The following is a 20,703-nucleotide window of genomic DNA, read 5'->3' as shown; positions in this document are numbered from 1 at the left end:
GCCCGGCGCTCAGCGCACGTACCGCGAGGCTGGCGGCGGGTCACCGGCGACGTCCCAGCGGGTGCCCGTGGCCGTCATCGCGTCCCGGATGACCGCCCGGCGGCGCACCGACTCCTTCGCCGCGGCGCCGAGGGCGTCCGGGTCGAACTGGTCCAGCAGCAGCTCGTGCAGGCGCGCGACCTGGCCGGACCAGCCGGGATCGGCGGAAAGGTCATGCCGTTCGTGCGGATCGGCCGCGAGATCGAAGAGCTGCTGGTCCTGGCCGTGGACGTAGACGTAGACGTAGACGTACTTGAGCGTGCCGGAGCGCACCATGTATCCCGAGGCGTGCACCTTCTCCACGTAATACTCGGACTAGACGGCCTCGCGGTCCCACGCCTCGCCGTCCAGCAACGGCACCAGGCTCCGCCCGTGCATCGGGGGGCGGCCGGCCGTCGGGACCTGGGCCAGGTCGAGGATGGTCGGTGCCAGGTCGACGAGGGTGACCTGCTCGGCCCGCCGCCGCCCCGGGCTGCGCTCACCGGGGCGGGTGATGAGCAGTGGCACGCGCACCGACCACTCGTAGAAGCAGCGCTTCTGCACCATCCGGCGCTCGCCGAGCATCTCACCGTGGTCGGAGGTCACCATCACCACGAGTTGAGCCGCTCGGCGAACCCGTGCCGCTGGTCGGGTCCGACGAAGTGCATCTTGCCGGTGAGTGCCGTGCGGTAGCCGGCCACGTCGAGGTGATGGGCGAAGGTGCGGCGGTCGGCGGGGAAGAGCGCGGCGTTGTCATAGCAGCCGAAGGAGGAGGCGTGCTCGCCGGTCATGAACGCCGCCCGCGCCGGTGCGCACAGCGGGTCGGGGGCATAGGCGGCGTCGAAGGCCACTCCGCGTGCGGCCAGCCGGTCCAGATTCGGCGTGCGGACCACGGTGTCGCCGTAGGGGCCGGTGAGGAACGGAACGAGCTGGTCGGCCATGATCACGAGGATGTTCGGTCGCTGAGCGTGCGGTGCTGGTGTCTCGGAGGCCACGATGCCCTTCCCGGTCGTCGACATGGGATCGTTCTCAGGTGAGGCCATGGTGACCGACCACCATGTCCGGCTGCACGTGCCGCGGTGCGAACGGCCGGGCGGATACGCTCACGGCGTGCCCCATCCAGCGCTGACCGATCTGCACGCCCTCCTTGAGCGGGTGCGGGCAGGCCGGTTCGAACCACTCGGGGGCCCGCACGCCGACGACGCCCACTTGGCGGCCACCTTCCGGCGCGCAGCCGTGCTCGCACTGTTCACCCCCGCCTCAAGGAGCGGGGCCGCGGCGCCCGGCGTCGACCTCTTCCTCGTGCAGCGGTCCCCGGCGCTGCGCCATCACCCCGGCCAGATCGCGCTCCCCGGCGGCCGGATCGAGCCGGGCGACGACGGGCCTGCAGGGGCAGCGCTGCGCGAGACCCAGGAGGAGACCGGGATTGCCCCGGACGCCGTCGCGGTACTCGGCCGGCTCCCGCAGGTCCTGGTCCCGGTGAGCGGCTTCGCCGTCGTGCCCCACCTGGGGTGGGCCGAGGCCGTGGCCCCGACCACGCCGAGCGCCGACGGCGAGGTGCTGCACACCCTGCGGGTCCCGGTGGCGGAGCTGCTGCGACCCGCTGCCCGGGCGACCGTGCTGCTCGCCGGGCACCGTTCGGCCGGATTCCGCGTGCCGAGCGGGTGGGTCTGGGGCTTTACCGGGAACCTGCTCGACCACCTGTTCACCCAGATCGGCTGGACGCTGCCGTGGGACCGCAGCGTCGAGCACGCGATGTCCTGGGATGAGGCGCGGGGCGCCCAACTGCTCGGTGACGACTGACCCGGTCGCTCAGCGGCGGTCGAACTCCGGCGCTGCGGAGTCCGGCCCGCGGCCGTGCTCGAGATGGCCGAACCGGTGCCTCGTCTGGCTGATCGCCTGCTCGCGCAGCAGGGTGAGCAGTTCACGCCGGCCGGAGGCGAGGACCTCCCCGTGCAGCAGGATCGCCTCGGATGCCGCCGAGGCCGCCGCCCGGACCAGGCCGGGCTCGATGCCGATGACCCGGACCCGGCCGCTCACCTGGCCCTGCTCCACCCGCGTCTCGAAGTCCTCGTCGCTCTCGCTCGACCAGCCCCACCCGACGGCGTCCGGGCCCACCCGGGCCTCGACCACCGCCGCGACCTCGGGGTGCATCGAGACCTCGGCCGGGACACCGGCGCACGCGGCAGCCAGCACCATCCGGGCGATCTCCACCGGGACGGCACCGGCACTCGCCCGCACGGTCAGGCCCGGCACGGGGCGGTAGCGCAGCAGGTTCGCCTCACACGTCAGCCCGGTGGGGTCGCTCTCGCGGCTGTAGATCTCATCGCGCGCCGCGCCGTCGCTGAGGGCCGAGACCCACAGCCACTCCTCCTCCGCGGGGTCCTCGGCCAGGCGCCGGACCGCCTCCAGGTGCGCGCGCACCCGCCGGCCCACGGCGCCCTCACCCCACGGGCGCTGGACCGTCGACCAGGTGCCGAGCTGGGCCACGTAGTTCGGCCCGCCTGCCTTCGCCCCCGGGCCCACCGAGGAGCGCTTCCAGCCGCCGAACGGCTGACGCCGGACGATCGCGCCGGTGGTGTGACGGTTGACGTAGGCGTTGCCGACCTCGACATGGGCCAGCCAGTGCCGGATCTCGTCCTCGTCGAGGCTGTGCAGACCGCCGGTGAGGCCGAAGGCGGGCGCGTTCTGCCACTCGATGGCCTGCTCGAGCGAGTCGGCCACCATGATGCCCAGGACCGGCCCGAAGTACTCGGTCAGGTGGAACGGCGAGCCCGGTCGCACGCCGGTCTTGATGCCGGGCGAGAAGAGCCTTCCCTCGTCATCGCGCCGGCGGGGCTCCAGCAGCCAGGACTCCCCCGGCTCGAGCCTGGTCAGCGCCTCCGCCAGCTTGCCCTCGGGGGCAGCGATGAGCGGTCCCATGGCCGTGCCGAGGTCCTCGGGCCGGCCCACCCGCAGCGACCCGACAGCGTCGAGGAGCTGGCGGTGGAACCTCTCCGAACGGGCCATCGACCCGACCAGGATGAGCAACGACGCCGCCGAGCATTTCTGACCGGCGTGACCGAAGGCCGAGCGCAGCACGTCGGAGACGGCGAGATCGACATCGGCGCTCGCAGTCACCACGAGGGCGTTCTTCCCGCTCGTCTCGGCGAGCACGCCCGAACCGGCCGGCCGGTCACTGCGCCACCGGGTGAACAGCTGTGCCGTCTCGTGGCTCCCGGTGAGGATCACCCGGTCCACGTCCGGATGGGCCACCAGCTGCCGGCCGGTGGCCGCCTCGTCGGTGCGCACGACCTGCACCAGCTCATCCGGCACCCGGTGGGCGGCGAAGGCGGCGTGCACGGCCTCCACCACCAGCTCGGCGCACCCGGGCACCTGCGGCGCGGGCTTGAGGATCGCTGCCGCCCCGGCCGCCAGGGCGGCGAGCACGCCGCCCGCCGGGATCGCGATCGGGAAGTTCCAGGGCGGGGTGACCAGCACGAGCCGGTCCGGGGTGAAAGTCAGCCCCTCGAGGTCGGCGAGCTCGTCCAGGCCCTGCGCCCGGTCGGCGTAGTAGCGCGCGAAGTCGATCGCCTCGGACACCTCGGGGTCGGACTCGGCGACCGTCTTACCCCCTTCGTGCGCCGCCTGCGTCACCAGCGCCGGGCGGCGCGCCTCGAGCTCGTCGGCGATCGAGCGCAGCACCGCGGCACGCTCGCCGGTGCCACGCGCTGCCCAGTCCGGTTGGGCGAGCAGCGCCCGCGCGGCGGTCTCCTCGACCGCGCCGGCCGAGACGAGCTCGGGGGAGGTCAGCTCGCGCGCGGGAGCGCTGACCCACTCCCGTGCCGCACGGCGGACCTCGGCGGAGGACGGGTCGGAGTCACTCGTGTTGACGAAGGCGGGACCGGCGGGAGGCCGTGGGCCAGCGCGCCCGGACGAGCCGTCGACCGTGGGCGAGTCCCGGACCGCCGCGCGGAAGCGACTCTCCTGCCCTGCCATCGCGGCGGGCTCAGCGTCGGCGAGGATCGCCCGCAGGAAGTTCTCGGGCTCGGCGTTCTCCTCCAGCCTCCGCACGAGGTAGGAGACCGCGACGTCGAAGTCCTGCGCGGCCACCACCGGGGTGTAGAGGATGAGCGGCCGCTGGGAGCAGACGTCCCGGGCGACCGCCCGCGCCTGGGCCGGGGCCATGCCCTGCAGCATCTCCACATCGAGGGCGTGCTCGACCCCGCGGCTGCTGGCCAGGTGATGTGCGAGCGCGAGGTCGAAGAGGTTGTGGGAGGCGACCCCGGTGCGCACGGCGCCGGCGACATCCGGGTGCAGGAGCCTGTCCATCATCCGCACGTAGGCGGCGTCCACCTCGGCCTTGGACGCGTACGGCGCCTGCACCCAGCCGTGCAGTTCTGCCTCCACCCGTTCCATCGCCAGGTTGGCGCCCTTGACCAGGCGGATCTTGATCGGGGCGCCACCGGCCGCCCGCCGCCGTCGCGCGAACGCGATCAGCCGCTCCATCGCCTCCTGCGACTCGGGCACATAGGCCTGCAGCGCCAGTCCCATCTCCAGGCCGCGGAACTCCGGCTCGCCGCAGATGGCCTCGAACACCGCCACCGTCAGATCGAGGTGGCGGTGTTCCTCCATGTCGAGGTTGACGAACGCCGCCGGACTCGTGCGCGCCGCCGTGCGGTACAGGGGCCGGAGGCGATCCACCACCCGGGCCACCGCCGCCTCGGTGTCCCAGGTGCTCAGCTGGGAGACCAGCGAGGAGACCTTGACGGAGACGTGGTCGACGTCGTCACGCTCGAGGAGCTGGCGCGTCCGGGCGGCCCGGGTGCTGGCCTCCTGCTCACCCAGGACGGCCTCGCCGAGCAGGTTGATGTTGGAGCGCCGGCCGTGGGCCCGCGCCTGGGCGAGGTGATGGGCCAGTGCCGGATCCGAGGCGTCGACCACCAGATGGCCGACGAGCTGGCGCAGCCGGTGCCGGGCCAGGGGCACCACCATCGAGGGAGCCAGCGGAGCCATCGCCGATCCCAGGCCGAGCATCGCGCGGTCGGGACCGGACAGGAACCCGCTGGCCGCCTCGGTGGAGAGCCGCGCGAGCTCGCGGGCGGCGACGACCGGATCCTCGGGCCGGGCCACGCGGTCGACGAAGCGCACCGCGAGATCCAGCCCGCGGGGGTCGCCGACCAGGGCGGCGAGACGGGCCGAGGTGCGGCTCTCGCTCGAGGAGCTGCGCTGGGAGGCGGCATCGGCCCACCGGTGCGCCAGCTCCACGGCAGGGTCCACGAGGGATGTCACGTCAGCCACGCTCATTGATCCATCCTGCGTCCCCACGCCCCTGATCGTCTCCCCGAATCGCCACCAGCATCCGCCCCCATCATCCATCACGCACGAGGACTCGTCCGAACGGGCGCGCACGCCCGCGGCGACGAGCCGGCCGGTCGATGACATGATCGACGTCATGGCAGACGAGCAGGCGGGACTGAGCGCCGCACGCACCGGCCCCCGCTCCTACGTGGCTCGCAACGCGCGAGGAGGCGAGGTCCGGGTGGGCAGCTCGCAGGACGAGGGGGCGTTCACCCCCGGCGAACTGCTCGCCCTGGCGCTGGCCACCTGCACCCTGATGAGCGCCGAGTGGCCGTTGAGCCGGCGGCTCGGCGAGGACTTCGCGGCCACGGCGACCGTGACCACCCGCAAGGATGCGCAGGCGAACCGGTACGTGGCGGCCGCGGTGGAGCTGGCCCTCGACACCTCCGGGCTGACCGGGACCCAGCGCGAGGAGCTCAGCCGGGTCCTCGAGCGCGCCGCCGCGTCGGCGTGCACCGTCGGCCGTACCCTCGAAGCCGGACTGCCCCACCGGATGAGCATCGGCCACCAGCCGGACGCACCCTAAGGAGAGACCATGGCCCTCCAGCTCGACTCGTTCATCGATGCGGTCGCCACGCTGCCCTCGGCCCAGGTGCGCCGGTATGTCGACGGCCTGCGCGCCTCCCACCCGGACGCCGGGCCCCAGGAACTGATCGCGCTGATGAAGCGGCGGTACCTGTTCGCCGTGAGCACCTCCGGCGGTGCCGTGGGGGCGGTCGCTGCCTTCCCGGTGGTCGGCACCGGGGTGGCCCTGGCCCTCACCGCCGGTCAGGTCGCCACGTTCGTCGGCGCCTCGGCCGCCCTCTGCCTGGCCGTGGCGGACGTGCACGGGATCGCCACGGACGACGTCGCCCGCCGTCGCGCGCTGCTGCTCACCACGCTGCTGGGTGAGAACGGACCGGAGCTGCTCGAGGCCCAGCTGGGCCTGTCCACCGCGACCTGGGCACAGGTGCTGCTCACCAGGCTGCCGGTGGCGACCGTGAAGACGGTGAACAAGACGCTGCGGGGGCGGATGGCCAAGGCGGTGGTGACCAAGGGCAGCACGGTCATGCTCGGCCGGCTGATGCCCTTCGGCATCGGTGCGGCGATCGGTTTCGTCGGCGGGCGGGTGATGGGCAAGAGCCTCATCGAGGGCCTCGACGCGGCGTTCGGCCCGGCGCCGGCGCACTTCCTGCGCTCGGTCGAGCACTCCGCGCCGGCCCTCCAGGGCACGCAGGAGGACCTGTTCGCCGACGCCGCCAGGCTCGCCGAGCGGGAACGGCCCCACTCCGACGGCAACCTAGACTGAGCCTGCGAGGAGGCGCCCGATGACCAGCACGCTCCACCCCCCAGACCGCCAGTACGAGGACCTGCTCGCCGAGGTGCTCACCCACGGCACCGCGAAGCCGGACCGGACCGGGACCGGGACCCGCTCCGTGTTCGCGCGCCAGCTGCGCTACGACCTCGGTGCGGGTTTCCCGCTGGTGACCACCAAGCGGGTGCACCTGCGCTCGGTGGTGCACGAGCTGCTGTGGTTCCTGCGCGGGGAGTCCAACGTCGCCTACCTGCGCGAGCACGGCGTGCGCATCTGGGACGAGTGGGCGGACGCCGATGGCGAGCTCGGCCCGGTCTACGGGGTGCAGTGGCGATCGTGGCCGACCCCCGGCGGCGGGCACATCGACCAGCTCGCCGGGGTGATGGCCCAGCTCCGCGAGCAGCCGCACTCGCGCCGCATGGTCGTCTCCGCCTGGAACGTGGCCGAGCTGGACACGATGGCCCTGGCCCCCTGCCATGCGCTGTTCCAGTTCTACGTGGCCGACGGGCGCCTGTCCTGCCAGCTCTACCAACGCAGCGCGGATCTGTTCCTCGGGGTGCCGTTCAACATCGCCTCCTACGCTCTGCTGACCCACATGGTGGCCCAGCAGAGCGGGCTGGAGCCGGGTGAGTTCATCTGGACCGGGGGTGACTGCCACATCTACGACAACCACGTCGAGCAGGTCGGCGAGCAGCTCGGCCGCACACCGTACCCGTTCCCGCAGCTGCGTCTGCAGCGCGCCGAGGACCTGTACTCCTACTCCTACGAGAACGTCGAGATCCTGGACTACGCCCATCACCCCGCCATCAAGGCGCCGGTGGCCGTGTGAGCCAGCCCGCATCGGCCCCGGCCAGGCTGGGCATGATCTGGGCGCAGGCTCACGACCGGGTGATCGGCGCCGACGGCGACCTGCCCTGGCACCTGCCCGAGGACCTGCGCCACTTCCGTGAGTCCACGGCCGGGCAGGCGGTGATCATGGGCCGCGGCCAGTGGGAGTCCCTGCCGGCGAGGTTTCGCCCGCTGCCCGGGCGTCGCAACATCGTCCTGACCCGCACGCCGGGCTACGAAGCGCCCGGCGCCGAGGTGGTCGGCGGGCTCGACGACGCCCTCGCCCTCGTCGCCGCCGAGGACGCCTGGATCTGCGGTGGCGGGCAGGTGTACACACAGGCGATCGAGTGTGCCGATCTGCTCGTGGTGACCGAGATCGACCTGGCCGTCGCCGGCGACACGTACGCGCCGGTGATCGGGCCCTCGTGGGTCCCTCAGCCCGGCCCGTGGCGCACCAGCCGCACCGGGATCCGGTTCCGCATCGTCAGCTACCGCCGCTGACATGAGGCTCGAGCGACCGGTCAGCGCCTCCACCCGTATCGTCGCGGTCGGGGTGCTCCTGGTGGCGGCCGTCATGGCGGCCTCCGTGGCCGGTTCCTGGGAGGTCACACCGAGATTCGACCCCGGTCCGGCCGAATCTGCGAGCCCGCCCTCGCCGCTGCCGACCGCGGACCTGCCGACCACCACCGCCTCCGAACCGCCGGTACCGGCCGAGGGTGGGACGACGCTGCCGGATCTGGGGTGGCTGCTGTGGGTCGGCGGCGGTGTGCTTGCCCTGGTGGTGCTCGCACTGCTGGTGCGTGCGGTGCTGTGGCTGCGCCGCCCGACACCGGAAGGGCCGGACCCCGCGGCCACCCTGGCGGGCACCGGACCGGCCGAGGCCGAGCCGGACATCCCGGTGCTCCACCGCGGCGCGCGGGCCGCTGCCCTGCACCTGGAGCGGATCGGCCCGCCCAGGGATGCGATCGTGGCGGCATGGCTGACGCTGGAGGAGGCTGCGCAGGCCTCCGGCGTCCGACGACGGCCGGCGCAGACCCCGACCGAGTTCACCGCCGCCGTGCTCACCCGGACCGGGACCGATGCGGACGGCGTGACGCGGTTGCTGCGGCTCTACCACGGGGCCCGCTTCTCCACCCGTGAGCCGGGCGCCGCGGAGGTCGCCGCGGCGATCGAGGCCCTCGAGGCCATCACCAGGAGCTGGCCGAGCGAGGCGGCTGACCCAGCCGGCCCGGAGCAGGCTCAGGACCGGAGCGGTCGATGAGCACCGACCGCCGGTCCCGCCCGATCCATCGCCTGTGGTGGTGCGTCGGCGCCGTGGCCTTCACGGCGGCGGCCTGGGCGATCGGCCTGGACCTTGCGCGGGCGCTGCTGCTGACCGGCGCGATCGCTGCCGCCGCACTGCTGGTGCAGTGGCTGGCCTTCGCCACCCACTCCCCCTGGCCGGTGCTGCCCTACGGACGTCGCGACGGTGCCCGTCGCGACGTCGCGAGCCTGACGTGGATGATGGAGTCCCGCGGACGGCTCTCCGAGACGGGGGCCCGCCGGCTGCACCGGGCGATCACCGCGACGCTCGCCCTCGCCGAGGAGAGGCCCGAGCAGTTCAGACAGCACGACCAGCACGGCCGGCGGCACCACGACCTCGCTCAGGAGATCTTCGGACCGGAGATCGCCCACTGGCTCGAGCGCCCCGACCAGGCCCCGCCCCCCACCCGGGCCGGGGCGCAGGCCGCCATCGCCGCGGCCGAGACGCTACTGCACCCCGACCCGAGAGGGACACGATGACCGTGACCGAGACCAGCCCGCTGCCGGTGTCCGAGGTGGCCCGCCTCGGTGAGGAGGTGCTCACGGAGGTGAGCAGCGCCGTCGTGGGCATGACCGGCCCCCTGCGCACCGCGCTGGCCACGATCCTGGCGGGAGGGCACGTGCTGTTCGAGGACGTGCCGGGACTGGGCAAGACCCTCGCGGCCCGGTGCCTCTCGCAGGCCCTCGGCCTGGACTTCTCCCGCCTGCAGTGCACCCCCGACCTCCTCCCCGCCGACATCACCGGCTCCTACGCCTACGACCCGGGCCAGGCGACGTTCACGTTCCGCGCCGGACCGGTCTTCACGGGCCTGTTCCTGGCGGACGAGATCAACCGCACCGCTCCGAAGACGCAGTCCGCGCTGCTGGAGGCGATGGCCGAGCGGCAGGTGACGGTGGAGGGCACCACCTTCCCGCTGCCCGCTCCCTTCCACGTGCTCGCCACCTCCAACCCGGTCGAGTACGAGGGCACCTATCCACTGCCCGAGGCGCAGCTCGACCGGTTCATGGTGCGGCTCGCGGTCGGTCATCTGCCGGCGCCGGACGAGGCGGACGTCCTCACCCGGCGCCTGGCGCGCCGCACCGAGCGCGCGGACGTGGCCCAGGTGGCCGCGTCGGACACCGTGCTGGCGATGCAGGCGGGCGTCGAGGCCGTCGACGTCGACCCGGACGTGGTGCGCTACTGCGTCGACCTCGCGGCCGCGACGCGCAGCCATCCGGCGGTGGAGGTCGGTGCCTCGCCGCGGGGCTCGCAGGCACTGGTGCTGGTGGCCCGCGCGCTGGCGGTGCTCGACGGGCGCGAGTTCGTGACGCCGGAGGACGTCAAGGCCGTGGCCGTGGCTGCGCTGGCACACCGGCTCACCCTCACCCCGGCCGCCTGGGCCGCCGCGACCTCCGGAGCCGACGTGGTCCGCGAGCTCCTGGACGAGGTCCCCGGGCCGGCGGCCACGGCGGTGGCCGGCCGGTCCGCGGGCGCGTGAGCCAGCGCAACGGCGGCGCCGGCGGGGTCGGCAGCGTCGGCCGTGCCGCCGAGCCGGGTCTGAGCACCGGCATCTCCGCGCTCACCTGCGCCGCCGCGGGTGGGCTCGCCCTGGTGCTGGGAGTGGTGGCCGGCCGCCCCGACGTCGCGGCGATCGGCGTGCCACTGCTGCTCACCTTCGCGTGGGGCTGGTTCACCGGTCCGGTGGCCGCCGGGCACGTGCGGGTCGAGCGCGGGAGCGGGCTGAACCAGCCGGGCAGCGTCGGCGGCCGGCTCGTCCTCGAGCCCCCGGCGGGCGCCGAGACCGTGCGGATCCGCGTCTCCTCCCCCGGGCACCGCGCGACCCAGGCGCTGCTGGCCGTGGACGGCCCCCGTGACGTCGCACTGGAGGTCGGCACAGCCCGCACGGGCATCAACCAGCTCTTCCGCGTCGACCACGTGACCGCCGGTTTCGATACGGTCACGCACACCCCGGTGCGCCAGGCCGGCCCCGTCGCCGTGGTGATCCATCCTGCCCGGCGCGAGCTGGCGGGGCTGCCCCTGCCGCCCCGGCTGCAGGGCCTGACCGGCCCGCACACGTCCCGGCGCGGCGGCGACGGTGACGACGTGCGCGACGTGCACCCCTTCGCCCCGGGCGACCGGTTGCGCCGCATCGACTGGCGGGTCAGCGCCCGCCGTTCCTACGATCCGCGTACCGGCACCCTGGACACCCTCTACACTCGGCGCACGTTCGCCACGGCGGATGCCACGGTGATGCTCGTGGTCGACTCCCGGGACGCCGTCGGGCCCGATGTGTCCACGTGGGGCGGGGGCCGGGTGGCCGCCGTCGACGAGGCGATCTCCCTCGACGTGGCCCGCGAGGCCGCCACCGCGGTGGCCCGGGCCGTGGTGGCGGCCGGTGACCGGGTCGGGTTGGACGATCTGGGGCTGCGCCGGCGGCCGGTGCCGCCGGCGGGCGGCCGGCGCCACCTGGACCGCATCACCAACCGGCTGGCCCGGATCGCCCCGGAGAGCTTCCCCTCCGCGCGGGTGCGCGCCCCGCAGGTGCCGTCGGCGGCGCTGGTGGTTCTGTTCTCCACCTTCCTCGACGACGAGGCCGCCCGGGTGGCCCAGCAGTGGCGCGCCCAGGCGCACCGCGTGATCGCGGTGGACACGCTCCCGGCGCTGCGCACCGACATGCTGGAGCCGAATGCGCTCGCGGCCTACCGGCTGGTCCGGCTGGAGCGCACGGTGCGGCTGGAACGCCTGCGGCGCTCCGACGTCGAGGTGGTGCGCTGGAGCGGCGGCCCGCCTGAGGGTGCGCAGATCGCCGCCGGGTGGCGCGTGCTGGCACGGCCGAGGCGGTGGCGCCGGTGAGCGAGCAGACCCGTGCCGGCGCCGTCGCCGAGTGGTTCGCAGCGGCCCGCGATCCCCGCGAGCGGCCCGACCCGGCGGTGCAGGTCCGGACCCGGCGCGCCGTACCGGCGTGGTCCGTGCGGGCGGCGGCGGCGATGGCGCTCCTCCTCGTCGGGGTGGTGATCGCCGACGGCGTCGGCACCCTGGTGCTGACCGGTGTCCTCGCTGTGGCGGTGCTCGCGGCGCCGCAGGGGCCGGTCCCCGCCGTGGTCGTGGTGGCGGCCGTGGTGCACCAGGTCACGCGCGCACCCGACGCCGCGACCCTCGTGGGCGCGCCGGAGATGGTGCGCACCGCCGTCGTGATCGGCGGCCTGCACCTGATGGCGCACCTGTGCCGGCGCGCCGCGGACCTGGCCCCGGGCGCGGCGATCGAGCTCGCCGCCCTGCGCCGCGGCGCCATCCCGGCGGCGGCGGCACAGGTGGTCGCCCAGATGTGCGGGCTGGTCGCCGCCGGCCGGCTCGAGGAGGGCACCGCCTGGCCCGCGGTGGCGGTGCTGGGGATCGGGTTGGTGTGCCTCGTGGCTGCAGGGCGCGGGATGCACCGGCGCGACCAGGCCGCGCTGGCGGCCAGGCGCTCCGGTTCCACGGTGCAGGACTCGTGGACCTGGTCGAGGCTGGAAGACTGAGCGCGAGAGTTCGCGGACGAGGACGTGTGATGACAGAACAGAACTGGGCCGGCTCCTACACCTACCGGGCGCGCAGCATCCACCGGCCGGACACGGTGGACGCGGTCCGCCGGATCGTGGCGCAGGTACCGAAGGTGCGGGCGCTGGGGTCGCGGCACTCCTTCCACGACCTGCCCGACAGCACGGGCGAGCTCATCAGCTTGGAGGCGCTGCCCCGCAGCGTGCGCCTGGACACCGAGAACCGCACGGTCACGGTCAGCGCGGGCACCCTGTACGGGGATCTGGCGACCGAGCTGCACCGGGCCGGATGGGCCCTGGGGGCGATGGCCTCCCTGCCGCACATCGCCGTGGCCGGGGCGATCGGGACCGGCACGCACGGCTCCGGTGACCGGGTCGGCAGCCTGGCCGCCGAGGTCACCGGACTGACCCTGATCGATCCGGACGGTGAGCTGCGCACCCTGGCCGCCGACGATCCGGACCTTCCGGGCGCCGTCGTGCACCTGGGCGCGCTCGGGGTGCTGACCGAGGTGACCCTCCGGATGGAGCCCACCTACGAGGTGGCCCAGTACGTCGTCGACGACGTGCCGTGGGAGTACGTGCTCACCGAGCTGGACGCGCTCACCTCGGCGGCGTACAGCGTGAGCATCTTCGCGCGATGGAACGCGCCCACGGTCCAGGTGTGGCTCAAGAGCCGGGACGGCGAGGCCGGTCTTCCGGTGGGCACACCCGCACGCCACAAGGCCCATCCCGGGGGCCGGGATCCGGTCAACTGCACCGACCAGCTGGGCGAGCCCGGGGCCTGGTACGACCGGCTCCCCCACTTCCGGATGGGCTTCACCCCCAGCAGCGGCCGCGAGATCCAGGCCGAGTACCTGCTGCCGCGCACCCACGCCGTGGCGGCTTTCGAGGCGCTGCGCGAGCTCGGGCCGATCATCGCGCCGCTGCTGCAGGCCTGCGAGATCCGGACCGTGGCCGCCGACGAGTTGTGGCTCTCCGGCTCCTACGCGCGCGACACCGTGGCGATCCACTTCACCCTCGCGCCCGAACCGGTCAAGGTGACGGCGCTGCTGGGCCGGATCGAGGAGGCCCTCGCCGGGCTGGAGGCCCGGCCGCACTGGGGTAAGTGGTTCACCACGCCGGCGGCGGCGATCGCGGGGATGTACCCGCGGATGGCGGATTTCCGGGCGCTGGTGCGCCGGTACGACCCGGCCGGGAAGTTCTCCAACGCCTTCCTTCAGCGGGTGGTGCTGGGCGAGTGAGCCGATCCCGCCCGGTGTGGCCGGCCTGAGCGGACACGTCGAAGGCCCCGATCCGAGGATCGGGGCCTTCGACATTTTTGGTGGCGGGGGGAGGATTTGAACCTCCGACCTCCGGGTTATGAGCCCGGCGAGCTACCGAACTGCTCCACCCCGCGTCGGTGAACACCACTCTACGGGTGCTGGGGAGCCCGATCAAATCGAGCCGGTGTCGGCCCGGTCACACCGGGCCGACACCGACCACGACTCAGCCGTCCGTGGGCTCTTCGCTCGGCTGCTCGGTCGGCTCCTCGGAGGCGTCGGCCGGCTCGCCGCCGCTGATCTCGGCCTCAGCCGCGATCGCCTCCTCCAGCGCCACCTGCAACCGGTCCTGGGCCTCGCCGTAGGCCGTCCAGTCGCTGTTCGTGAGGGCGGTGTTGGAGTCCTCGATGGCCTGACCGGCGTCGGCGAGCGCGTCGTTCAGGCGCTGCTGGGCATCGGCCGGGACCTCGGCCGACCCGCCGTCATCACCCTCACCGGAGCCCGCCCCGGCACCGGCGTCGGGCTCCGGATCGACCTCGGCGTCACCGGCGTTCGCGCCGGAGTCGCCCTCGAACACCTGGTCCAGGGCCTCGTCGAGAGTCTGGGCGAACCCGATCTCGTCACCGAAGGCCACCAGCACCCGGCGTAGCAGCGGGAACTGCGTGCCACCGGTCGACTGGACGTACACCGGCTGCACGTACAGCACACCGCCACCGGCGGGCAGCGTGAGCAGGTTGCCCTGGATCACCTGGGACCCGCCCCGGCTGAGGATGTTCAGCTCGTTCGCCGCGGCGGTGTCGGAGTCGAAGTTGTTCTGCACCTGGCCGGGTCCGGGGACGGTCACGTCCCGTGGCAGCTCCAGGAGTGTGATCGTTCCGTAGTCCTCGGCGACCTCACCGGCGGTGTCCCCGGGTTCGGCGTTGACCGCCATGAAGCCGGTGAGCACATTGCGCTCATCGCTGTCGATGATGAACGAGGAGGTGAGCGAGAAGTCGGCCTCGTCGTCCTCCGGCATGGCCAGCGTCAGGTAGTACGGCGGCTGCGGCACGCCGGCCTCCGCCGGGTCGTCCGGGATCCGCCAGAAGTCACCACCGGTGTAGAAGGTGGCAGCGTCGGTCACGTGGTACTCGGTGAGCAGCTCGCGCTGGACCTTGAACAGGTCCTCGGGGTAGCGCAGGTGGCTCATCAGGTCCCCGTTGATCTCCTCCATCGGCTGGATCGTGCCGGGGAAGATGTCCATCCAGGTCTGCAGCACCGGGTCCTCGGCGTCCCACGCGTAGAGCGTCACCGAGCCGTCGTAGGCGTTGACCACAGCCTTGACAGAGTTGCGGATGTAGTTGATCGACTCGGGCAGGGTGATCGCCGCGAGCTGCTCAGATTCGGTGAGGGAGTCGGTGATCGCCGATTCCAGCTCCTGACGGGCCGAGTACGGGTACTCGTTGGATGTGGTGTAGGCGTCCACGACCCAGACCACCTCGCCCTCGCCGTCGTCGTTGGTGTCCACCACGGCGGGATAGGACGTGCCATCGGTGGTGAGGAACGGCGCCGCCCGCGAGACCCGCTCGATCGGGTCCCGGTAGTACAGGATCTGCGACTCGTCGGTGACGCGGTCGGAGAACAGGATCTGCTCGCTGCCGAATCGTGCCGCATAGAGCATCTTGGTGAGGAAGTTGCCGATGTCCGGCCCGCCGTCACCGGTGAAGGTGGTGTTGACCTGACCGTTCGGCGCCGCGTCGTCCGGGTAGTCGAGTTCCCAGGGGTCGGTGCCCTCCGGCGCGCCGACGATGGAGTACTCGGGCGCGTTGGGGCTGAAGTAGATCCGAGGCTCGTACTCGCCGAGCTCACCGGTGCTCGGGATACCACTCTCGAGGAAGACCGGACGACCGTCCGAGGTGATGGTGTTGCCCTGCGCAGCCACCACGCCGAAGCCGTGCGTGAACACGGTGTGGTCGTTGACCCAGGTGCGCTCCTGCGACCCTTCGAGGTTGAGCTCCCGGACGGCGATCACGGTGTCCGTGCTCTCCCCGTCGACGTCGTAGCGATCCACCGAGAGCGTGTCCCGGAAGTCGTAGTACTGCCGGTTCTGCTGCAACTGGCGGAACGTGGGGGAGACGATGTTCGGGTCGAGCAGACGGATACTCGCCGTCGACTCGGCGTCCGCCCGCAGCGCACCGGCCTCGGCCACGGTGTTGGCCTCGTACGGCTCGACCTCGACGGAGTCCAGCCCGTAGGCGTCGTAGGTGGCCTCGATGTTGCGCTGGATGTACTCGGCTTCCAGCGACTGTGCGTTCGGGTTGACGCGCACCGACTGCACGATCGCCGGGTAGGCCCCGCCGACCAGGATGCCCGAGACCACCATGAGCGCGACGCCCACGGCCGGCAGCCGCCAGTTGCCGCGCACCCCGGTCCAGACGAAGAGCAAAGCGACGAAGACCGCGACCGCGGCGAGGATCGCCTTGGCCGGCAGCACGGCGTTGATGTCGGTGAACGAGGCGCCGTCGAAACGATCGCCCTGGTTGGACAGGATCGAGTAGCGGTCGAGCCAGTAGTTGGCCGCGATCATGAGCACGATGAACGCCGCGAGCACCGCGGTGTGGATGCGCGCCGCGCGCGTGACGCGCTCACCGTCCCCGCTGGGCTGCAGCGCACCGTAGAGGTAGTGGGTGAACACCGTGACCACAGCGGTGATGATGGCCGTCGTCATCAGGAACGAGACGATGAACCGCAGGAACGGCAGCAGGAAGACGTAGAAGGACAGGTCGATCCCGTGCTGGGGGTCCGCCGCCCCCCAGCTGTTGCCGTTGACGGCGAGCAGCGCGTTCTGCCACTGCGCGGTGGCGGCCGATCCGGCGAAGAACGCGGCCACGATCGGCAGGCCGATGAACACCACCCGGCGCAGCGGCTCAAAGGCCTCGCGATAGCGGTCCAGGTCCTGCTGCTGCGGCGTCGTCGGCACGTACATCGGACGGTTCCGGTAGGCCAGGCGCAGGTTCACCCACAGGGCCGCACCCATGATGAGGAAGGCGGCGGCGAACATGGCGGCACGGGCGAGCCACTCGGTCCGGATGACCTGGGTGAACCCGAGCTGCTCGAACCAGAGCCACTCGGTCCAGAACCTGGCCAGCACGAGGAACGCCACCACGATGCCGGCGATGACCAGCAGGGTGGGAAGGAGCGGCCCACGGCGGCGTGCGGTGGGTCGACTTGCGGCGGATGACACGAACTACACCTCGTGGTCGTCGGGATCGGGCGGCTCGGGACGAGGGTCGCGGGTGCTCGCACGCGAACACCCCGGGGACCCTTCACTGCTACCAACGCATGAGCCGTCCATGAAGTTTCCCATACCCGGGGGCGGCTGCGACCATGGGCCCATGACCTCTGAGCTGAGCGCCCGCTCCCGCGCCCTCGCCGTGGCCACGACCGAGATCGAACGGCACGTCGCCGCCCGCGGCTGGGACGCCGAGATCGCCGTGTTCTCGCTGGTGCGCACCAGCGAGATCCTGGCCACCAGCCCCCAGCTCGCCCACGAGCTTCCCGAGGGCGCCGGGCAGGATCCCGAGCACTTGACCTCGATCGAGCAGGACGGGTTGCCGGCCGCGGACGCTCTGGAGGAGCTGCTCGCCCAGCTCGCGTGGCCGGAGACCGTGGACGGCGCGGCCATCGTGGTCGAGCGCATGGTCGTCCCCCCGGAGGCCGAGGCGCAGATGCCGACCGACCCCGACGAGGGCCTGCAGTTCCTCCTCGCCCACCCCGACCGCCAGGACGTGCGTATCGCCGTCGGGGTGTTGCGCAGTGGTGAGACCTGGTGCGCGCTGCGCTCACGCGCGAACGACTCCGACGACGCGATCGGCGGCGGGCCCGACGCCGTGCCCGGCCTGGCGCAGGCCCTCGCGGCCACCCTCGCCTGAGAGCACCTGCTCAGCAGGTCGGCAGATGCTCCGTGCGGTCCTGGCCGATGGCCTCGACGGCGTCCCTCGCCTCGGCCAGGCTGCTCACCCGCACGACCCCGAGCCCGCGCGGCACGTCCTGCACGGCCTCGGCGCAGTTGGCTGCGGGAACGAGGAAGTACTCGGCGCCGTCGCGCTCGGCAGCATGCATCTTCAGCGTGATCCCGCCGATCGGCCCGATCGCGCCCTGGATGTCGATCGTGCCGGTACCGGCCACGACGTGCCCGCCCGTCAGCTCCCCCTCGGTCAGCTCGTCGACGATGCCGAGCGCGAACATCGTGCCGGCGCTGGGTCCGCCGACGTTGTCGATCTGGATGTGCACGTCCACCGGATAGGTGAAGTCGGCGTCGAGGAAGACCCCGAGGACACTGGACCCGGTGCCGTTGTCGGAGGTGACCAGTTCCAGGTCGGCGGTCTCGCCGTCCCGCCGGACCTCGAGGGTCACGGCTGTCCCGGGGGCCGTGCTCGCGAGGACGTCCGCGAGGTGCTGGTAGCTGGGCACGTCGGTGCGCTCCGAGCCGACCGTGATCGCGGTGATCACGTCGCCCTCGCGGACCACGCCGTCAGCGCTCATCGACGGGTCGGCGCCGACGATGGTCAGCTCGGCGGGCACCTCGTAGCCCAGGGAGGTGAGAGCGGCGACGGTCGCGTTCTCCTGCGAGCTGGTCATCTGCTGCTGGGCGATGCGGTCCTGCTCCTGCGCCGTGACGTCCGGGTCGATGACGGCCTCGACCGGGAGCACGCGGCGGCCGGGGTCGAGCCAGCCCCGCACCACACTGCCGGCGTCGACGGGGAAGCCCGGGCCGCCGGCGGTGGTGACGGTGGTCAGCAGCAACTCCCCGCTGGTCGGATAGGTCTGCGTGCCGGAAACGCTGATGAGCTCGACGTCCTCCACCGAGCCCAATGCATCGAAGGTCGGCCCGGCACCCTGGACCGCATAGGGCACCGGTGAGAGCAGCATCACCAGGAGCAGGCCCAGCGTGGCAGCGCCTGCCACGGTCATCGTGATCGAACGGGTGCCGATCCGATCCAGCACGCGGCGCCGCCGCACACTCGTTCCCAGCTCAGACATGCCCCCATCATCCCTCCTTTGCGGTGCGCCCTGAGCGAAAGGTGCCGTAGCGGCGCTGTCCCCGGCGGGTCGGTGTGGTTACCGTGAGGCATGGCCGACGAGAACGCGCGGGAATCGCTGCGACGGATGCTCGAGCAGGTACTGGGTGCCGACGGTGCGGAGGAGGCGATGCGAGCCTTCGAGGCGAGCGGTATCGATCCCGAGCAGCTCGCCGGGGCGGGGATGCCCACCGATCCGGCCCAGCTGCAGGCCGCGATGGCCCAGATGCAGCAGCTGATGACCTCCGGCAACGACCCGGACGCCCAGTGGCGGATGGCCAAGGACGTCGCCCGGCAGGCCGCGCACGCGCAGGGCGATGCGAGCGTGAGTTCCGCCGACGCCGCCCGGGTGCGCTCGGCGCTGTCGGTGGCCGACCTGTGGCTGGACGCTGCGACGGAGCTGGCGCCGTCGGGCGGGAAGCCCACCGCCGCCTCGCGTGCCGACTGGGTCGAACGCACCCTGCCCACGTGGCGGGTGGTCGCCGAGCCCGTCGGTTCGTCCGTGGCGGAGGCGCTCGCGACCACGCTGGAGGGTGAGGACCCGGGCAGCGGGGCGATGCCGATCCCCGGGGTCGACATCTCGGCCATGATGCGCACGCTCGGCGCTGCCAGTTTCGCCATGCAGGTCGGCCAGGGTGCCGGCACGCTCGCCCGGGAGGTCTTCGGCGGCACGGACGTCGGGCTCCCTCTGCTGTCCGAACCCGGTCTGATGCTCGTGCCCGCGAACGTGAGCGCGTTCGCCGAGGGGCTGGACGCACCCGAGGACGAGGTGTGGCATTTCCTGGCGGTCCGCGAAGCGGCCCACGCGCGCCTGTTCGCGCACGTGCCGTGGCTGCGCTCGCACCTGTTCGGTGCCGTGGAGGAGTACGCGCGCAACATCGAGATCGACCTGGAGCAGATGGAGGAGGCCGTCCGCAGCATCGATCCGACCGACATGCAGCAGCTCCGGGAGGCGCTCTCCGGGGGCATCTTCTCCCCGCAGCGCACGCCCGCCCAGGAGCGTGCCCTGCTCCGGCTCGAGACCACGCTCGCGCTGGTGGAGGGCTGGGTCGAGGAGGTGACGGCCGCCGCCACCGCACCGCATCTGCCGCACGCGGTCCCCCTGCGGGAGATGCTGCGCCGCCGCCGGGCCGCCGGCGGCCCGGCGGAGGACACCTTCCGCTCGTTGGTGGGTCTGGAGCTGCGCCCGCGGCGGGCCCGCGACGCCGCGACGTTGTGGGCGCTGGTGGCTCGCGAGCAGGGGATCGAGGGGCGCGACGACCTGTGGTCTCACCCGGACGTCTTCCCCACCGACACCGACCTCGACGCGCCGGGCGAGTTCCTCACCCGGCGCGCGGCGGAGGCGATCGCCGACTCCGAGATGGACGCGGCACTGGAGGCCATGCTCGACGGCGAGGACCCGGGGCGGCAGGAGCCCGGCCGGGACTGACCGCGCTCACGCCCGCCCGGCGCGGCGCTGCTCAGCCGTCCTCGGCGTGGGTCACCCCCAGCAGGAAACCGCGCGCCCGCTCCGTCAGCGGGTAGCGCTCCAGCAGCGCCCAGAACTTCTCGTCGTGCCCGGGTTCGATCAGATGGGCCAGCTCGTGCAGGAGCACGTAGTCGAGCACCCAGCCGGGCATCCCGCGCACCCGCTCGGAGATGCGGATGCTCGCCGAGTCGGGGCTGCACGAGCCCCACCGGGAGCCCTGGTTGCCGACCCAGGCCACTGACGCCGGATGGGCTCTCGGATCGAGGTAGCGCTCCACCAGGTCACGGGCGCGCGCCGTCAGCGCCTCGGCATCCGGGCTGCGGCGCCGGTCACCGGCCGCCAGCCGCTCGAGCATCCGGCGCACCCAGGCCTCTTCCTCGGCTCGGCTGAACCGGCCGGGGATGGCCACCACCGTCCGGCCACCCTCCCGGAAGGCGGAGACGGTCTTGCGTCGTCGGCTGCTGCGCCGCACCAGCACGGTGACGCCGTCGATCTCGCGCGTCTGCTCACGACCTCTCACCTCGTCACCTTGGCACAGCCGCGCCGGGTTATCCACAGGCTCATGCGGCGTCGACCCCGGGTGAGCGCTGCTGTGCGAGGCTCGCCACAAGGAGGGTGAGA

The 20,703-nt window shown here is 72.8% G+C and carries 20 protein-coding genes and 1 tRNA gene; 13 read left to right on the top strand and 8 right to left on the bottom strand.

What is annotated here, in order from left to right; genetic code table 11:
• Positions 1-9 precede the first annotated feature (9 nt).
• The 3 genes from LQF12_RS05070 to LQF12_RS05060 are packed head-to-tail and all read right to left on the bottom strand — an operon-like array spanning position 10 to position 1,037.
• Entirely contained in the window at positions 10-342 is a 333-nt protein-coding gene (locus LQF12_RS05070; protein WP_231054902.1) for a hypothetical protein, read from the bottom strand.
• A gap of 12 nt (positions 343-354) precedes the next feature.
• Complete coding sequence (locus tag LQF12_RS05065; RefSeq protein ID WP_231054901.1) at positions 355-627, bottom strand: sulfatase/phosphatase domain-containing protein; 273 nt, start codon at positions 625-627, stop codon at positions 355-357.
• Entirely contained in the window at positions 627-1,037 is a 411-nt protein-coding gene (locus LQF12_RS05060) for a sulfatase-like hydrolase/transferase (RefSeq protein ID WP_231054900.1), read from the bottom strand. Before LQF12_RS05060 ends, LQF12_RS05065 begins: the two co-directional genes overlap by 1 nt.
• 91 nt (positions 1,038-1,128) lie before the next feature.
• Between LQF12_RS05060 and LQF12_RS05055 the strand changes: the two genes are divergently transcribed.
• Positions 1,129-1,821 carry an NUDIX hydrolase gene (locus tag LQF12_RS05055; RefSeq protein ID WP_231054899.1) on the top strand — a complete coding sequence of 231 codons (693 nt, stop codon included), beginning with the start codon at positions 1,129-1,131 and terminating at the stop codon, positions 1,819-1,821.
• Between the two features lie 9 nt (positions 1,822-1,830).
• Here LQF12_RS05055 and LQF12_RS05050 read toward each other — a convergent pair whose 3' ends face one another.
• The gene (locus LQF12_RS05050) at positions 1,831-5,298 is read right to left on the bottom strand and encodes a bifunctional proline dehydrogenase/L-glutamate gamma-semialdehyde dehydrogenase (protein ID WP_435531215.1); all 3,468 of its coding nucleotides are present in this window, start codon (positions 5,296-5,298) and stop codon (positions 1,831-1,833) included.
• A 154-nt stretch (positions 5,299-5,452) separates the two neighbouring features.
• Between LQF12_RS05050 and LQF12_RS05045 the strand changes: the two genes are divergently transcribed.
• From LQF12_RS05045 to LQF12_RS05000, 10 genes are read left to right on the top strand one after another with little or no spacing between them, the layout of a single operon-like run.
• Positions 5,453-5,884 carry an OsmC family protein gene (locus LQF12_RS05045; RefSeq protein ID WP_231054897.1) on the top strand — a complete coding sequence of 144 codons (432 nt, stop codon included), beginning with the start codon at positions 5,453-5,455 and terminating at the stop codon, positions 5,882-5,884.
• Between the two features lie 9 nt (positions 5,885-5,893).
• Positions 5,894-6,646 (top strand): hypothetical protein, encoded by a 753-nt coding sequence (locus LQF12_RS05040; protein ID WP_231054896.1) that lies wholly within the window; start codon positions 5,894-5,896, stop codon positions 6,644-6,646.
• A 19-nt stretch (positions 6,647-6,665) separates the two neighbouring features.
• Positions 6,666-7,481 (top strand): thymidylate synthase, encoded by an 816-nt coding sequence (locus LQF12_RS05035; RefSeq protein ID WP_231054895.1) that lies wholly within the window; start codon positions 6,666-6,668, stop codon positions 7,479-7,481.
• On the top strand, positions 7,478-7,981 hold the full coding sequence (locus tag LQF12_RS05030) for a dihydrofolate reductase (RefSeq protein ID WP_354004699.1): 504 nt from the start codon (positions 7,478-7,480) through the stop codon (positions 7,979-7,981). Before LQF12_RS05035 ends, LQF12_RS05030 begins: the two co-directional genes overlap by 4 nt.
• A 1-nt stretch (position 7,982) precedes the next feature.
• Positions 7,983-8,741 (top strand): DUF4129 domain-containing protein, encoded by a 759-nt coding sequence (locus LQF12_RS05025; RefSeq protein WP_231054894.1) that lies wholly within the window; start codon positions 7,983-7,985, stop codon positions 8,739-8,741.
• Complete coding sequence (locus tag LQF12_RS05020) at positions 8,738-9,262, top strand: hypothetical protein (RefSeq protein WP_231054893.1); 525 nt, start codon at positions 8,738-8,740, stop codon at positions 9,260-9,262. The genes LQF12_RS05025 and LQF12_RS05020 overlap by 4 nt, the downstream gene beginning before the upstream one ends.
• Positions 9,259-10,260, top strand: a complete 1,002-nt coding sequence (locus tag LQF12_RS05015; RefSeq protein WP_231054892.1) for an AAA family ATPase — start codon at positions 9,259-9,261, stop codon at positions 10,258-10,260. The genes LQF12_RS05020 and LQF12_RS05015 overlap by 4 nt, the downstream gene beginning before the upstream one ends.
• The gene (locus LQF12_RS05010) at positions 10,257-11,615 is read left to right on the top strand and encodes a DUF58 domain-containing protein (protein ID WP_231054891.1); all 1,359 of its coding nucleotides are present in this window, start codon (positions 10,257-10,259) and stop codon (positions 11,613-11,615) included. Before LQF12_RS05015 ends, LQF12_RS05010 begins: the two co-directional genes overlap by 4 nt.
• Positions 11,612-12,280, top strand: coding sequence for a hypothetical protein (locus LQF12_RS05005; protein ID WP_231054890.1), 669 nt, complete (start codon positions 11,612-11,614; stop codon positions 12,278-12,280). The genes LQF12_RS05010 and LQF12_RS05005 overlap by 4 nt, the downstream gene beginning before the upstream one ends.
• 29 nt (positions 12,281-12,309) lie before the next feature.
• A complete protein-coding gene (locus LQF12_RS05000) occupies positions 12,310-13,539 on the top strand; it encodes an FAD-binding protein (protein WP_231054889.1) in 1,230 nt (409 codons plus the stop codon).
• Between the two features lie 78 nt (positions 13,540-13,617).
• On the opposite strand, the gene LQF12_RS04995 is transcribed toward LQF12_RS05000, so the two are convergent.
• Together LQF12_RS04995 and LQF12_RS04990 are read right to left on the bottom strand one after the other, a co-directional pair.
• Positions 13,618-13,694 (bottom strand) — tRNA-Met (locus LQF12_RS04995).
• A gap of 89 nt (positions 13,695-13,783) precedes the next feature.
• The gene (locus LQF12_RS04990) at positions 13,784-16,777 is read right to left on the bottom strand and encodes a UPF0182 family membrane protein (protein WP_231054888.1); all 2,994 of its coding nucleotides are present in this window, start codon (positions 16,775-16,777) and stop codon (positions 13,784-13,786) included.
• A gap of 151 nt (positions 16,778-16,928) precedes the next feature.
• Here LQF12_RS04990 and LQF12_RS04985 point away from each other — a divergent pair, with 151 nt between their 5' ends.
• Positions 16,929-17,465 (top strand): PPA1309 family protein, encoded by a 537-nt coding sequence (locus LQF12_RS04985; RefSeq protein WP_231054887.1) that lies wholly within the window; start codon positions 16,929-16,931, stop codon positions 17,463-17,465.
• Positions 17,466-17,475: 10 nt separating this feature from the next.
• On the opposite strand, the gene LQF12_RS04980 is transcribed toward LQF12_RS04985, so the two are convergent.
• Positions 17,476-18,576, bottom strand: a complete 1,101-nt coding sequence (locus tag LQF12_RS04980; protein ID WP_231054886.1) for a YlbL family protein — start codon at positions 18,574-18,576, stop codon at positions 17,476-17,478.
• 90 nt (positions 18,577-18,666) lie between these two features.
• On the opposite strand from LQF12_RS04980, the gene LQF12_RS04975 reads away from it, so the two are divergent.
• Positions 18,667-20,043, top strand: coding sequence for a zinc-dependent metalloprotease (locus LQF12_RS04975; protein WP_231054885.1), 1,377 nt, complete (start codon positions 18,667-18,669; stop codon positions 20,041-20,043).
• A gap of 31 nt (positions 20,044-20,074) precedes the next feature.
• Here the strand turns inward: LQF12_RS04975 and LQF12_RS04970 are convergent, their stop codons facing one another.
• Positions 20,075-20,602: a M48 metallopeptidase family protein gene (locus LQF12_RS04970; RefSeq protein WP_354004698.1), complete on the bottom strand. Its 528-nt coding sequence runs from the start codon at positions 20,600-20,602 to the stop codon at positions 20,075-20,077.
• Positions 20,603-20,703: the final 101 nt, after the last annotated feature.

This window comes from Ruania suaedae (assembly GCF_021049265.1).
Taxonomy (GTDB): domain Bacteria; phylum Actinomycetota; class Actinomycetes; order Actinomycetales; family Beutenbergiaceae; genus Ruania; species Ruania suaedae.
The sequence above is the reverse complement of the archived record's forward strand: the minus strand, read 5'-3'. Positions and strand labels throughout refer to the sequence as shown.

Excerpts from the sequence above, each read along its gene's own strand:
- LQF12_RS05065 (WP_231054901.1), bottom strand. The coding sequence starts at position 627 with ATGGTGACCTCCGACCACGGTGAGATGCTCGGCGAGCGCCGGATGGTG.
- LQF12_RS05000 (WP_231054889.1), top strand. The coding sequence starts at position 12,310 with ATGACAGAACAGAACTGGGCCGGCTCCTACACCTACCGGGCGCGCAGC.
- LQF12_RS04980 (WP_231054886.1), bottom strand. The coding sequence starts at position 18,576 with ATGTCTGAGCTGGGAACGAGTGTGCGGCGGCGCCGCGTGCTGGATCGG.
- LQF12_RS04975 (WP_231054885.1), top strand. The coding sequence starts at position 18,667 with ATGGCCGACGAGAACGCGCGGGAATCGCTGCGACGGATGCTCGAGCAG.
- LQF12_RS05060 (WP_231054900.1), bottom strand. The coding sequence starts at position 1,037 with ATGTCGACGACCGGGAAGGGCATCGTGGCCTCCGAGACACCAGCACCG.
- LQF12_RS05045 (WP_231054897.1), top strand. The coding sequence starts at position 5,453 with ATGGCAGACGAGCAGGCGGGACTGAGCGCCGCACGCACCGGCCCCCGC.
- LQF12_RS05020 (WP_231054893.1), top strand. The coding sequence starts at position 8,738 with ATGAGCACCGACCGCCGGTCCCGCCCGATCCATCGCCTGTGGTGGTGC.
- LQF12_RS05025 (WP_231054894.1), top strand. The coding sequence starts at position 7,983 with ATGAGGCTCGAGCGACCGGTCAGCGCCTCCACCCGTATCGTCGCGGTC.
- LQF12_RS05040 (WP_231054896.1), top strand. The coding sequence starts at position 5,894 with ATGGCCCTCCAGCTCGACTCGTTCATCGATGCGGTCGCCACGCTGCCC.
- LQF12_RS05035 (WP_231054895.1), top strand. The coding sequence starts at position 6,666 with ATGACCAGCACGCTCCACCCCCCAGACCGCCAGTACGAGGACCTGCTC.
- LQF12_RS05015 (WP_231054892.1), top strand. The coding sequence starts at position 9,259 with ATGACCGTGACCGAGACCAGCCCGCTGCCGGTGTCCGAGGTGGCCCGC.
- LQF12_RS04985 (WP_231054887.1), top strand. The coding sequence starts at position 16,929 with ATGACCTCTGAGCTGAGCGCCCGCTCCCGCGCCCTCGCCGTGGCCACG.